This window comes from uncultured Maricaulis sp., from assembly GCF_947259345.1.
GTDB lineage: Bacteria > Pseudomonadota > Alphaproteobacteria > Caulobacterales > Maricaulaceae > Maricaulis.
The window spans coordinates 22,779-36,167 of record NZ_CAMYLS010000017.1; the positions used below are offsets into that span (position 1 = coordinate 22,779).

General features: G+C 62.1%; 13 protein-coding genes and 1 tRNA gene. 7 read left to right on the top strand and 7 right to left on the bottom strand.

Going from position 1 to position 13,389, the window contains the following annotated elements; translation table 11 throughout:
- Together Q0X62_RS07840 and Q0X62_RS07845 are read right to left on the bottom strand one after the other, a co-directional pair.
- Entirely contained in the window at positions 1 to 1,041 is a 1,041-nt protein-coding gene (locus Q0X62_RS07840; RefSeq protein WP_297733699.1) for an extracellular solute-binding protein, read from the bottom strand.
- 193 nt (positions 1,042 to 1,234) lie between these two features.
- A tRNA-Val gene (locus Q0X62_RS07845) sits at positions 1,235 to 1,309 on the bottom strand.
- 251 nt (positions 1,310 to 1,560) lie between these two features.
- Here Q0X62_RS07845 and Q0X62_RS07850 point away from each other — a divergent pair.
- A complete protein-coding gene (locus Q0X62_RS07850; RefSeq protein ID WP_295695953.1) occupies positions 1,561 to 1,779 on the top strand; it encodes a phosphoglycolate phosphatase in 219 nt (72 codons plus the stop codon).
- A gap of 2 nt (positions 1,780 to 1,781) precedes the next feature.
- On the opposite strand, the gene Q0X62_RS07855 is transcribed toward Q0X62_RS07850, so the two are convergent.
- On the bottom strand, positions 1,782 to 2,471 hold the full coding sequence (locus Q0X62_RS07855) for an HAD hydrolase-like protein (protein ID WP_297733702.1): 690 nt from the start codon (positions 2,469 to 2,471) through the stop codon (positions 1,782 to 1,784).
- Positions 2,472 to 2,586: 115 nt separating this feature from the next.
- On the opposite strand from Q0X62_RS07855, the gene glmU reads away from it, so the two are divergent.
- The 5 genes from glmU to Q0X62_RS07880 are packed head-to-tail and all read left to right on the top strand — an operon-like array spanning position 2,587 to position 8,902.
- Positions 2,587 to 3,945 carry a bifunctional UDP-N-acetylglucosamine diphosphorylase/glucosamine-1-phosphate N-acetyltransferase GlmU gene (glmU, locus tag Q0X62_RS07860; protein ID WP_297733705.1) on the top strand — a complete coding sequence of 453 codons (1,359 nt, stop codon included), beginning with the start codon at positions 2,587 to 2,589 and terminating at the stop codon, positions 3,943 to 3,945.
- Complete coding sequence (locus tag Q0X62_RS07865) at positions 3,942 to 5,411, top strand: NAD-dependent succinate-semialdehyde dehydrogenase (protein ID WP_297733708.1); 1,470 nt, start codon at positions 3,942 to 3,944, stop codon at positions 5,409 to 5,411. The genes glmU and Q0X62_RS07865 overlap by 4 nt, the downstream gene beginning before the upstream one ends.
- The gene (gene rpiA, locus Q0X62_RS07870; protein WP_297733711.1) at positions 5,408 to 6,109 is read left to right on the top strand and encodes a ribose-5-phosphate isomerase RpiA; all 702 of its coding nucleotides are present in this window, start codon (positions 5,408 to 5,410) and stop codon (positions 6,107 to 6,109) included. The genes Q0X62_RS07865 and rpiA overlap by 4 nt, the downstream gene beginning before the upstream one ends.
- A 32-nt stretch (positions 6,110 to 6,141) precedes the next feature.
- Positions 6,142 to 7,530, top strand: a complete 1,389-nt coding sequence (gene gor / locus Q0X62_RS07875; RefSeq protein WP_297733714.1) for a glutathione-disulfide reductase — start codon at positions 6,142 to 6,144, stop codon at positions 7,528 to 7,530.
- Position 7,531: 1 nt separating this feature from the next.
- Positions 7,532 to 8,902 carry a class II 3-deoxy-7-phosphoheptulonate synthase gene (locus Q0X62_RS07880; RefSeq protein WP_297733717.1) on the top strand — a complete coding sequence of 457 codons (1,371 nt, stop codon included), beginning with the start codon at positions 7,532 to 7,534 and terminating at the stop codon, positions 8,900 to 8,902.
- A 123-nt stretch (positions 8,903 to 9,025) separates the two neighbouring features.
- Here the strand turns inward: Q0X62_RS07880 and Q0X62_RS07885 are convergent, their stop codons facing one another.
- From Q0X62_RS07885 to Q0X62_RS07900, 4 genes are all read right to left on the bottom strand, one after another.
- Positions 9,026 to 9,292 (bottom strand): HU family DNA-binding protein, encoded by a 267-nt coding sequence (locus Q0X62_RS07885; RefSeq protein ID WP_295695939.1) that lies wholly within the window; start codon positions 9,290 to 9,292, stop codon positions 9,026 to 9,028.
- Between the two features lie 396 nt (positions 9,293 to 9,688).
- Positions 9,689 to 10,438 carry a DUF3667 domain-containing protein gene (locus tag Q0X62_RS07890; RefSeq protein ID WP_297733720.1) on the bottom strand — a complete coding sequence of 250 codons (750 nt, stop codon included), beginning with the start codon at positions 10,436 to 10,438 and terminating at the stop codon, positions 9,689 to 9,691.
- Positions 10,438 to 11,433 carry an NADP-dependent oxidoreductase gene (locus tag Q0X62_RS07895; protein WP_297733724.1) on the bottom strand — a complete coding sequence of 332 codons (996 nt, stop codon included), beginning with the start codon at positions 11,431 to 11,433 and terminating at the stop codon, positions 10,438 to 10,440. Before Q0X62_RS07895 ends, Q0X62_RS07890 begins: the two co-directional genes overlap by 1 nt.
- A 21-nt stretch (positions 11,434 to 11,454) precedes the next feature.
- Entirely contained in the window at positions 11,455 to 12,273 is an 819-nt protein-coding gene (locus Q0X62_RS07900; protein ID WP_297733727.1) for a DUF3667 domain-containing protein, read from the bottom strand.
- 186 nt (positions 12,274 to 12,459) lie between these two features.
- Here Q0X62_RS07900 and Q0X62_RS07905 point away from each other — a divergent pair, with 186 nt between their 5' ends.
- The gene (locus Q0X62_RS07905) at positions 12,460 to 13,389 is read left to right on the top strand and encodes a Gfo/Idh/MocA family oxidoreductase (RefSeq protein ID WP_297733730.1); all 930 of its coding nucleotides are present in this window, start codon (positions 12,460 to 12,462) and stop codon (positions 13,387 to 13,389) included.

Sequence of the window (13,389 nt, forward strand, 5' to 3'; positions counted from 1 at the left end):
CTACTGCCAGCCGACCCGGTCAAAGATGCGCTGGGCCGTCTCGTTGTGATCGCCCAGGTCGGAGACATTCAGGTCGTCTTCATTGAAGGGCAGCATGGCGGCCAGGGTCGGATTCTCCCAGCTGACATCGGTGCGGACCGGGATTTCATTGGTCATCTCGGCAAAGGCGCGCTGGGCGGTGTCAGAGAAGAAGAAATCGATCAGGGCGCGGGCATTGTCCGGGTGCGGCGCGTTCATCGCGATTCCGGCGCCGGACACGTTCACATGAGCGCCGGTCGTTTCCTGATTGGGGAAGAAGAGCGTCACTTGGGCCGCGGCGGCCTGGGCGGCCGGATCGTCGGAATTGACCATCATCGCGTAATAATAATGGTTGGTGATGGCGACATCGCATTCGCCGGCAGCAATGCCGTTGATCTGGGTGCGGTCACCGCCCTGCGGGTCGCGCGCCATATTGTCGACAATGGCCTGGGCCCAGGCCTCGGCGCTCTCTTCGCCGAGATGGGCGACCAGGGAGGCGAGCAGCGACTGGTTATAGGCATTGCCGCTGCCACGCACGCAGATACGGCCCTGCCATTGCGGATCGGCCAGATCCTCATAGGAGGTTATCTCGCCCGGCTGGACCCGCGTGTTCGACCAGGCGATGACGCGAGAGCGCTTGGCGAAGCTGACCCAATAGCCTTCCGGATCGATCAGATTGGCGGGGACCGTATCGGTCAGGTCCGAGAAATCGGTTTGTGCGAACAGGCCGGCTTCTTCAGCGCGATGCAGGCGTGCGGCGTCGACGGTGATGATGACATCGGCCGGGCTGCGCTCGCCATCGGCGCGCACGCGCTCGATCAGCTGGTCGCCATTGGCTGAAACGAGATTGACCTCGATGCCGGTTTCCTCGGTGAAGGCGGCATAGATGGCGGCGTCGCTGGAATAGTGACGAGCGCTGTAGACATTGACGACTTGTGCGGTCTCGCTGGCCTCATCGGCCGGCTGTGAACAGGCTGCAACCGCGAGGCTGGCAGCAAATGCGAAGAATTTCACCGGTTTCATGGCTCACCCGTTAAGACTGATTTGCATTACCTCTCCCACTTCTGAGAATGTTTCGCAAGAAATCCCTGCAGGAATTGACTGCGCCATCGCGCCGCAGGGCGTTGCCGCTGTTCTCGAGGCGAGAGGATTCGCGTGGAATCAACGCGCAATTGCGCGCTACTCGCCGGGCATGTTGGACGGGGCAGAATGGAAATGGTGGGCGATACTGGGATTGAACCAGTGACCCCCTCGGTGTGAACGAGGTGCTCTCCCGCTGAGCTAATCGCCCGGTGTTTCCGGAAAGCGACCGTATAAGCAGGCACTTCGGACCGGTCAACTACGCGAGGAAGTTGAAGAGCAGATGGGACACGCGTGGAGTGCGACAACTTGCCACACCGTCATGCTCTCGTCATATCCGCCCCCTGCCTATATCAGCCTCCACCAAGCTGGAATTCGGCCGCAGTGGCCGGTCCCGTCAATCACCCGATTGGACGCAATTCCCGGCCGAGGACAGCTTCGGTCGAGCAGGAGGTTTTGTTCATGAGTAATGATCTGTGCACGCCCGACGGTGCGCGTCGTCTCAAAGCGCGTATTGAAGCCTATTGGGCCGAGCGCGGCTATGATGTTTCCGTGGATCTCGTGGAAGCCGGTTTTATGCCCGCCATGCGCTCTGCACGCACGGATGTGCGTTCCAACCTCGTCAACGGCATGCCGACCCGCGCTGCCAATGACGCTGGTCGTGAGCGCCGCACGGCCTGATTTCAGGTCTTCGCTCGCCACAATTGAGCGAGCGCCAGCGGTACATCGCTGAAGGCATGAATGACCCGGTCGGCTCCCAAGGAGCCGGCCGGTCTTTCGCTGTAGCCATAACTCATCACAATACTGGGCAGGCCCGCTGCGGCCGCCGAGGCAACATCCGGCTCACTATCCCCGACCAGGGCCGCGCGCGTATACCCGTTGCCGAGTGAATCCAGCAAGTGGTCGGCGGCCGGCTTCTTGGCTGTCGTGCGATCCGGCCCGATGATGCGGTCGAAATACCCTGCCAGACCCGTTTCCTTCATCAAGGCGTCCGACAGGATAGAGGGCTTGTTGGTGCACACGGACAGCCGACTGCCGCGTGTGCGCAACCAGTCCAGTGTCGCCTCCACCCCGTCAAAGACCCGGCTGTCGGCGCAGATATCGGCGGCGTAAATCTCGATGAATTCGGCAACCGCGGCCTCTGCGCCCTCCAGCCTGCGCCCCTGACTGTCATGGGCCCGCTCGAGCAGGGCCCGCGCGCCGCGTCCGACCATGGCGCGCACCGCGCTCAATTCCACGGCGACCAGGCCGCGCGGGACGATCACCGCGTTGAGCGCGCGCAGCAGGTCCGGCGCGGTATCGACCAGCGTGCCATCGAGGTCGAAGGCGATCGCGGCGCCGTCAAACAGGGCAGCATCGTCCAGGTCGGGCATGATTTCAGGCCTTTGAGCGTTGAAAGCAGGAGAAGCTAGGTTACGCACGCCGGAGCGATAGGCTATAGCGCTCGACAGGTCGAAACCGTCGATTCCACAGGACAAGGAAGCCGCAATGTCCCGAACCCGCGCCGCCATCATCCTCGCAGCCGGTCAAGGCACGCGGATGAAGTCCAAGACAGTGAAAGTGCTTCACCCGGTCGGGGGACGCCCCATGCTGGACTGGGCCGTGGCGCTGGCCGGCGAGTGCGGGGCGGCCGATATCGTCACCGTCTATGGCGCGCATTCTCCGGCAGTGAAGGATGCAGCCGAGGCGCTCGGCACACGGACCGCCTTGCAGGACCCGCCCAAGGGCACCGGCCATGCCGTGCAGGCAGCCCGCGAGGCGCTGGCCGCTCTGAGCGGCGACGCCATCGTGCTCTATGCCGACACACCGCTGATCACTGCGGGCACGGTCAGCCGTGTTTTTGAAGCGCTCGAAGCGGGAGCGTCGGTGGCTGTGCTCGGTTTCGAGCCGGCGGATCCGGCCGCTTATGGGCGTCTCATCACGAATGAGGTCGGCGATCTGGACCGGATTGTCGAGTTCAAGGATGCCAATGCGGCAGAGCGCGCGGTTGGCCTGGTCAATTCCGGCGTGTTGGCCGCTCCGGCCGAGCTTCTCTTCGACCTTCTGGGCGAGGTCACCAATGACAATGCCAATGGCGAATACTATCTGACGGATGTGGTTGGTCTGGCCCGGATTCGTGGTCTGCGGGCTGCCGTTGTCATCGCCGATCCCGATGAAGTGCTCGGTGTCAATTCGCGCGCCGACCTGGCGGCGGCCGAGGCCGCTTTTCAGGCGCGCATGCGCAGGCAGATGATGGCGGACGGGGTGACCCTGCTTGCGCCGGAAACGGTCTTCTTCGCGCATGACACGCAAATCGCCCGTGATGTCGTGATCGAGCCCAATGTCGTCTTTGGTCCCGGTGTGGAGATCGAGGAAGATGCGGTCATCCATGCCCATTCCCATATTGCGGGTGCGCGCATCGGTCGCGGTGCCCATGCCGGTCCCTTCGCCCGCCTGCGCCCCGGCGCCGAGCTGGGGGCGGGCTCGAAAGTGGGAAATTTCGTCGAGATCAAGAAATCGCAGCTCGCAGAGGGCGCAAAAGTCTCCCACCTTACCTATATCGGCGATGCGTCGGTCGGCGCGAACGCCAATGTCGGGGCCGGAACCATCACCTGCAATTACGACGGATATGACAAGCATCGCACGGTGATCGGCGCCAATGCCTTCATCGGGTCGAATACCTGTCTCGTCGCGCCGGTTACAGTCGGCGAGGGCGCCTTCACGGCGACCGGCACGATCGTGACGCAGGATGTACCCGCGGCCGCGCTGTGCCTGGCGCGGACCCCGCAAACCCACAAGCCGGGCTGGGCGGCGCGCTTCCATGCCGCCAAGCAGGCCCGGAAATCCAGAAAGGACAGCCAGACATGAGTGTGACGGACCGCCTGAGCGACAAGAGCCTGTTTCGTACCGACAGCTTTATCGATGGCCAGTGGGTAAAGGGTGAAGGCGCGGATGACATCATCAACCCGGCCAATAATGAGGTCATCGCCACAATTGGTGATGTCGGCGAAGCCGGTGCCCGCCAAGCCGTGGCTGCCGCGACCCGCGCTTTTGAAAGCTGGAAAAAGCGCTCATCCTTCGAACGCGCGGCCCTGTTGATGAAATGGCACAAGCTGATCCTGGAAAACGCCCAGGATCTGGCGACGCTGATCACGCTGGAAATGGGCAAGGTCAACAAGGAAGCCCAGGGCGAGGTCGTCTATGGCGCCTCCTTCATCGAATGGTCGGCGGAAGAAGCCAAGCGCGTGCATGGCGAGACCCTGTCGACGCCCTTCCCGGGCTCGCGCGGCTGGACCATCCGCCAGCCGATCGGCGTGGTTGGCTGTATTACGCCGTGGAATTTCCCCAATGCCATGATCACGCGCAAATGCGCCCCGGCCCTGGCTGCGGGCTGCACCATGGTGATCAAGCCGGCACCGGAAACCCCGCTCTCCGCCCTGGCTCTGGCCGAACTGGCCAAGCGGGCCGGCATTCCCGACGGCGTGTTCAATGTTGTGTGCGGTGATGCCCCGGCCATTGGCGGCGTGCTGACCAGTTCGGACGATGTCCGCATGATCGGCTTCACCGGCTCGACCGCCGTTGGCAAATTGCTGATGAAGCAGGCCGCCTCGACTGTGAAGCGGGTCGCGCTCGAGCTGGGCGGCAATGCGCCCTTCATCGTCATGGATGACGCCGATATCGAGAAGGCCGCCGACGGCGTGATCGCCTCGAAATTCCGCGTCTCCGGCCAGACCTGTGTCTCGGCCAACCGGATCATCGCCCAGCCGGGTATTGCCGACAAACTGGTCGCGGCGCTGGAAGCGCGAATCTCCAAACTCAAGGCCGGTGACGGTTTTGCCGAGGGTACAGATGTCGGTCCGCTGATCCACATGGAAGCCGTGGGCCGCGTCGACAAGCTGGTTGTCCAGGCCCGCAAGGCCGGCGCCCGCATCGTCACGGGCGGCAAGCCGTTGACCGATGAACTTGGCGGCTCCTTCTATGCCCCGACACTGATCGATGGTGGTGACCCGTCCATGGATGTGTCCTGCTCGGAAATCTTCGGACCGGTGGCCTCGGTCTACCGGGCCGAGAGCGAAGATGACATCATCAAGCTGGCCAATGACACGCCTTACGGCCTGGCGGCTTATATCTACACCAATGATGTCGGCCGGGTGCACCGCCTGTCAGAGGGCATTGAGTACGGCATGATTGGCGTCAATGCGCCCATGGTCGGTGCCGCTTCGACTCCCTTTGGTGGGGTCAAGGAGAGCGGGATCGGTCGGGAAGGCGGCAAGTGGGGCGTCGAGGAGTTCACCGAACTCAAATACGTCCTCCTGGGCGGCGTCGACCAATGAGTGCCGAACGCCAGAAAACCCGCGCCGCCGCGGCCGCGCTCTCCTATGTCGAGAACGGCATGACGCTGGGGCTTGGCTCGGGTTCGACGGCAGAGATTTTCCTGCGCCTCCTCGGTGAGAAGGTGAAGGAGGGGCTGGATGTGCGCGGCGTGCCCACCTCGCAGCGTACAGCCGAGGTGGCGACCGAGAATGGTGTGCCGCTGATTGATGTCGACCACGTCAATCGCATCGCCATCACCATTGACGGGGCGGACGAGGTCGATGGTCGCTTCCAGCTGATCAAGGGCGGCGGCGCCTGCCTTTTGCGCGAGAAGATCATTGCCCACGCTTCGGACCTGATGATCGTCATGGTCGACGAAACCAAGCTGGTCTCGACCCTGGGCAAATTCCCTCTGCCGGTCGAGGTCGACCGTTTCGGTTTCTCGCTGACCGCAGGCCATGTCTATGACGCCCTGCGCAAGGCCGGTGTGACATCACCGGACGTTCAGTTGCGCCGCAAGGGTGACGGGCTGGAACCTCTGGTCACAGATGGTGGCCACTACATTCTGGATGCGGCATGCGAGGCTATCCCGGATGCCCGGGCTGTCGACCAGGCTCTGAAAGCGATTCCGGGCATGGTCGAGCATGGCCTGTTCATTGATCTGGCCCGCGTGGTCATCGTCGGAGAGGACGGTGATGCGCGGGTGATGGAGCTCTAGAACGCCCCAGTTTATTCAACGAGGCTATTTGAATGACCCAATACGACTACGATCTCTTCGTTATCGGCGCCGGTTCCGGCGGCGTGCGCGCGGCCCGGATGGCCAAACAGCATGGCGCGGCGCGTGTCGCTGTGGCCGAGGAGTATCGGGTCGGCGGGACCTGTGTGATCCGCGGCTGCGTGCCTAAAAAGCTTCTGGTCTATGCCAGCGAGTTCGCCAAGACGTTCAAGCTGGCCGAGAACTATGGTTGGTCGGTCGGCGAGACGTCGTTCAGCTGGGAAAAGCTGATCAATGCCAAGGATGCCGAGATCGATCGATTGTCCGGCATCTATATGCGCAATCTCAATAATTCCGGCGTCGAGATCATCGAGGACCGGGCGGTGTTCGAGGATGCGCACACGATCCGACTGGTGAAGTCCGGCAAAACCGTCACTGCGGACAAGATCCTGATCGCGGTTGGCGGTACGCCTTTTATCCCGGACATCGAGGGCGCCGAACTGGGCATTACCTCCAATGAGGCCTTCCACCTGGAAGAACTGCCCAAGCATGTCGTGATCGCGGGCGGCGGTTATATCGCCTGTGAATTCGCCCAGATATTTGCTGGCATGGGCGCCGATGTCTGTCAGGTCTATCGTGGTGATACCGTGCTGCGCGGCTTTGACGATGATGTGCGCAGCCATGTCCATGAAGAACTCGTGCGCTCGGGCGTGCGTGTGATCACGCACTCCGTCTTCGAGCGCATCGAAGCACTCGAGGATGGCCGCAAGCGTGTCCATCTCGATACCGGGCACCATATCGACACCGACGTCGTCATGTATGCCATCGGCCGCAATCCCCATGTTGACGGACTTGGGGTCGAGAAGGCCGGCGTGGCGCTGGATCCAAAGGGCGCCGTCAAGGTCGATGCCTATTCGAAAACCACGGCCGACAATGTCTACGCCGTGGGCGACGTCACCAATCGGGTCAATCTGACCCCGGTCGCCATTCGCGAGGGGGCGGCCTTCGCGGCGACCGTTTTTGGCGACAAGCCGACCGCCTATGACCACGAAGACATTGCGTCAGCCGTGTTTACGCAGCCACCGGTTGGCTCTGTCGGTCTCTCGGAGGTCGATGCGCGCAAAAAATATGCACAGGTTGATGTTTACAAGACGTCGTTCCGGCCTATGAAACTATCCCTCACGTCCGAAGCCTCGCGGATGTTGATGAAACTCGTCGTCGACGGGGAGACAGAGCGGGTGCTGGGCGTGCATATTGTCGGGCCGGATGCGCCTGAAATGATCCAACTGGCCGGGATCGCCGTGAAGGCGGGCTTGACCAAGGATCAATATGACGCGGCCTGCGCCGTGCATCCGACCAGTGCGGAAGAGTTGGTGACCATGAAGGAAAAATGGACGCCACCGGAGTTGAAGGCAGCAGAGTAACATGACCTGGTCTCCCCAATCCTGGCGCGCCAAGCCCGTCAGCCAGATGCCGAACTACAAGGACGCGGCCAAGCTGGAGGCCGTCATCGACGAGCTTTCGGCCCGTCCGGCCCTCGTCTTTGCGGGCGAGGCGCGGCGTCTGCGTCGGCAATTGGCGGATGTGAGCGCGGGCAAGGCCTTCCTCCTGCAGGGCGGTGATTGCGCGGAGAGCTTCAAGGAATTCTCGACCGAGGGCGTGCGCGACACTTTCCGCGTCCTGCTGCAGATGGCGGTGGTGATGACCTTCGCCGCGTCCAAGCCGATCGTGAAGGTCGGACGGATCGCCGGTCAGTTTGCCAAGCCGCGCTCCTCGGACACGGAAACCATCGACGGCGTGACCCTGCCGAGCTATCGCGGTGACAGCGTCAACGGCTCCGAGTTCACGCCGGAGGCCCGCGAGCCGGACCCGCAGCGCCTGATCCGCTCCTATGACCAGTCGGCCTCGACATTGAACCTGCTGCGGGCCTTTGCCTCGGGCGGCTATGCCGACCTGCACAATGTCCACCAATGGACCCAGGACTTCGTCAGCGGCAGCCCGGCAGCCGAGCGCTATGCCGAGACCGCAACGCGCATTTCCGAAGCCCTGGCCTTCATGAAGGCCTGCGGTATCGGACGGGACAGCGCACCGTCGCTGGAAGCGGTCGATTTCTTCACCAGCCACGAAGCCCTGCACCTGCCCTTCGAGGAGGCGCTGACACGGCGCGATCCCAATACCGGGCAATGGTATGCCACGTCTGCTCACATGATCTGGACCGGCGAGCGGACCCGTCAGCTCGACGGCGCCCATGTCGAGTATGCCCGCGGCATCTCCAATCCGGTCGGTGTGAAATGCGGGCCGACCATGCAGCCGGATGATCTCCTGCCGCTGATCGATGCCCTCAACCCGGACAATGAAGCCGGGCGCCTCGTGCTGATTGTGCGCATGGGCGCGGACAATGTCCGCAAGAACCTGCCGGCGCTCGCCGCTGCCGTCACCAAGGCCGGGCGCAATGTGGTCTGGTCGTCCGATCCGATGCACGGCAATACGCACAAGACCGGCAATGGCTACAAGACGCGCGACTTTGATCGCATCCTGCTGGAGCTCGAGGGCTTCATGGATGTGCTCTATGCCGAGGGTGCCTATCCCGGCGGTGTGCATTTCGAGATGACGGGCCGCGATGTCACTGAGTGTGTCGGCGGTGCCAAGACCGTCACCGAGGCCGATCTGGCGGCGCGCTATCACACCCATTGCGATCCGCGACTCAATGCCGACCAGGCGCTCGACATGGCGTTCCGCATCGCCGAAAGCCTCAAGCGCGTTCGGGGCAATAATTCGGCTGTCGACGCGGCGTAGGGGCTGCCTTCCTCCCCATGCCAAATGGGGAGGGGACCCGCGATGTGGGGAAGAAACCCAAAGAAAAACGCCGTCCGGAGTGATCCGGACGGCGTTTGACGTAATCAGAACCCGTTGGACTGATTAGATGTCCTTGAGGGCAGCCGCCGGACGGAAAGCCGCCGCGGTGCGAGCCTTGGACATCATCGTTTCGCCGGTGCGCGGATTGCGCACTTCACGGGCTTCACGGTGCTTGGCATAGAAGGTGCCGAAGCCAGCGATCTGGACACTGTCATTGCCCTTCACCGAGCCCACGATGGCTTCGATGGCGGCATCAACAGCTTCGCCCGCTTGAGCGCGGGACAGGCCGGTCTTTTCAGAGACAGACTTGGCGAGATCAGACTTGTTCATAGGGTTCCCCCCAGTTGTTCGCGGTCCGGCAAGTACGGTCATCGTATCCGTCCGGCTATCGCGTGTTCGTTGACGGTCCATCAAGGCCAAGAACCGCCCGCGATTGCAAGGCGCAACAGGCGAATCCGAGCCAATTCGCTGCATTTTCCCGGTCAAAACACGGTTTTTCGCAGTTCGGCCCCCAAATTGCGTACCATTGGCAGCATGTATCAGGGTGAACCGACTCATAACGCGCGCTCCGCGAATCGTTCGATTCGCATGCTCCCGTTCGCACTTGCAGCAGGTTTGGGGGTGTATTTGCTCGCCCATCTCGCAGGTGCGGGGGCCACTTGGTCACCGGTTTGTGCGGCGATTGCGGGCGGTTGGACGCTGGGTCGACTGACGCGGCGCTAGCTGTCAGGGCGCCGCGTTGGCCGCCGCAGCCTGCAGGCTTGTCACGGCATGGTTCATGCTGATGCCGACTGTGATCATTCCCGCGATCATCAACAGGACGAGAATGACGCAGCTGATCAGGGTCGCCTTCGCGATCCGTCCGGCGGTGCCCGATGCGAGGACCTCCGGCGCGCCGCGAAACAGTGTCAGCCAATAGACCATCCAGATCGGAATCAGTGACCAAAGCCCCAGCTGCGGGAAGCGGACCAGTATCGGGAACAGGGCAAGACCCAGAAGCGATCCTGTGGCCAACACACCGAAGGTCAGATTAATACGGGCAACCCAGCTCAGCCCGCGATCGAGCGCTGCGATCAGGAAGACAGTCAGTCCCAGCGAGAAACCGACAATGATCGGCTGCAACAGGCTGAACGTGTTGGCGTAGATTTGCGCAAAGTCGTCCATCCGCCCGTCGATCGAGTGAAGGAAGGCCGTTCGTTGGGCATCGGGCCAATTGCCGATGACTTGCCGGATCAAATCGTCCTGACCCCCGAAAAAGAAGCTGAGAAGGGCCAGGACGACCGTCAGGCCGAGCCAGAGGCGCAGGGCTGGCGTGTAAGTCTCTGTTTCACGCAGGGCGTAGGCGCGGAAAACCTGGCCCGGTCTGGCGACCAGGTCAAAGAAGGTGCGAAAGCTTCGAAAATTGAACCCGGCAACATCCTCCAGGACTTCCTCGAGACCGGAAAGGTCCCGAGGTTTCCGCGCCCCCTCCGTCATCAGATCTTGACCAGCATCTTGCCGGTATTCTGGCCGGTAAAGAGACCGGAGAAAGCGGCCGGCGCATTCTCGATCCCTTCCATGATCGTTTCCGCCGGCTTGATCTTGCCGGCGGCCATCCAGGCCCCGAGATCCTTCACGAAATCACCGAACATGTCGGCATGATCGGACACGATGAAGCCGCGAATGGTCAGAGACTTGCCGACAATCTGGGTGAGATTGTCGGGCAGGGTTGCCGCGCTGGTGTCATTGTAACGCTGGATCATGCCACAGGCGGCCATGCGGCCTTTCGGACGAAGCGAGTTCAGCGCCGCCGTGAAATGGGTGCCGCCGACATTCTCGAAATAGCCGTCCACACCCTGGGGCGCGACTTCGGCGATCGCGGCGGTCAAATCGTCGGTGGCCTTGTAGTCGACGACATGGTCGGCGCCGAGCGATTTGACGAAGGCGCATTTCTCCGGTCCGCCGGCGGTGGCGATCACAGTAGCGCCCATGGCCTTGGCGAACTGGATGCCGGATGTGCCGACCGCGCCGGCGCCGCCGGACATCCACAGGGTCTCGCCTGGCTGCAGGTCGATCATGCGCTTGATACCGACATAGGCGGTCAAGCCCGGCATGCCGGCAATACCCAGAAAGGCTTGCGGCGGCAGCTGGCTGGTGTCGATCCTGGTCAGGGCTTCGCCCGGGGCCACATAACCCTCGCGCCAGCCGAACATGGAGGAGACATGATCACCCGGCTTCAGCCCGTCGAAATTGCTCTCGACGACTTCGCCGACGGCGCCGCCTTCCATCACCTTGCCCAGCTCGAAGGGGCCGATATAGGTGCGGACACCGCTCATGCGGCCGCGCATGTAGGGATCAACCGAGATGAAGAGATTGCGGACGAGCACCTCGCCCGGGCCCGGCGCGGGGACTTCCGTCTCCACGACGTCATAATATTTCGGATCCGGTGCGCCCTTCAGATAGGCGTTCAAATGGATTTCACGCGATTTCATCAACCAACTCCCGTTTCTTTCTTATGGTGAGGATAGTTCGGCAAAGGCCTCCGGCGCCATCAGGGCCATGAGATGCAGGCCGAATGAGTTTTCCAGTACCCAGTCGATCGTGAAGAAGGTGCCGACCATTGTGATTAACATGGTGATTGGCAGGAGCGCGATCAGTCCCACAAGTCTCAGGGCTAGAGCGCTCGCCGATCCGCCGTACAAATGTGCCAGCAGGATGCCTGCATAGACAAAGAAGATCACTAGCGCGATCGTCATGCCGATTGCCATCCCGGCGCCACCGAAGGTGTGTAGCGGGATAAAGGCGATCATGACGATGAAGCTGGCATTGGTGACCGCCAGATAAATCTGCAGATGGCCCCAGAGCGGGATCGACGGCCGGTAGAGTTTGAGCGCAATCAGATAAGGCATCGAGGAAAGCACGGTCAGCGGCCAAAGTGTGAGTGACTGGACCGCTTTCAATTCATCCTCGACCCTTTGCAGGGTGAGCGGGGCCTCAAATTGCACGCGCGCCGTTGTCAGCCATGCGTCGATATCGACATCGGGGTCTGCGGCGGTCATCGACTCGATCGTGGCCGTAACGGGTGTTCCAAACAAGGCGGCGGCAACAAACTGGAAGGAGAAGAGCGCGATGAAGACACGGATCGGAGACAGATAAAGTGAGTAATCGCGCGAAATGCCGGCGGTGGCGACTGTGACCGGTTTGAGGAAGTAATCCCGCATTGTCCGGAATATCCGCGCATCGACGTCAAAGACCGCGATGGAGAGGGAATCGAGCGGCGTATCGCCGTCCTGCTTGGCTGCGCCGTCCCGCTTGTCCTGATTGTCTGTCACGCGCATTCCCCCGTCTTCCCGCCATCCTAGGGCGGGCCTGTGCCGGTGCAAGGCGTGATTGTGGGTCCGGTCGACAAGCGATTGCAGCCTCTGCCCTGCAATCGCCCGAAACAAGTGGTGATGCATGCCATGCTTGATCGTGACGGCGGCGGCGCTATGCACGGCGCCATCAAATGAGGTGAGTTCATGACATCCAATTCTCGCATCCTGCGGACCGGCATTGTCGGTGCCGGCGTGTTCGGCGGCTTCCATGCGTCGAAATACGCCGCTCATGAGCGGGTCGAGCTTGTGGGTGTCTATGAGCCGGATATCGAGCGCGCCCGCGCGCTGGCGGAAAAGCACGGCGCCAAGGGGTTCGACAATTTTGCCGAATTTCTCGGCGAGGTCGATGCCATCACCGTGGCCAGCCCGGCCGTGCATCATTTCGAGGCTGCGGCGACAGCACTGGCCATGGGCAAGCATGTGTTGGTTGAAAAGCCGATTGCCGCATCGGTGGAGGAGGCGCGCGAGCTGATTGCGCTGGCTTCAAAGCATGGCTGTGTATTGCAGGTCGGGCATCAGGAGCGGTTTGTCTTCAACGCTATGGGTCTGTTCGCGGTCGATGCGACGCCGAAGAAAATCGCCGCCAGCCGGATGGGCCCGCCCTCTGATCGCTGCCTCGATGTTTCGGTCACGCTGGACCTGATGGTGCATGACCTCGATCTCGTCATCGCCCTGTCCGGCGGTGCTGTGAAGACCGTGAAGGGTCTGGTCGATGAGGGTCGTTTCGGTCATCCCGATGTCGCCAAGGCGCATTTGGTCTTCGACAATGGCTGCACGGCAGACCTGATCGCCAGCCGGGTTCATCACGAGCGTGAGCGCAAGATGCGGGTCGAGTACGAGACCGGCGTGCTGGAGATCGATTTCGTCGCGAAGACTTTCGAGAATTCGACGCCTTACGAATTGAATCCCGACTTTGCGGAGGATCCCAGCGCCAGGGATTCCCTGGGTGCAAACGTCAATGCTTTCATCGCCTCTGTGCTCGATGGCGCGCCTGTGGCGGTGCCGGGGATTGCCGGCCTGCGGGCGCTGGATGCGGCGCGGGCGGTCGATGGTGCCCGCACCTATGGCAGCTGA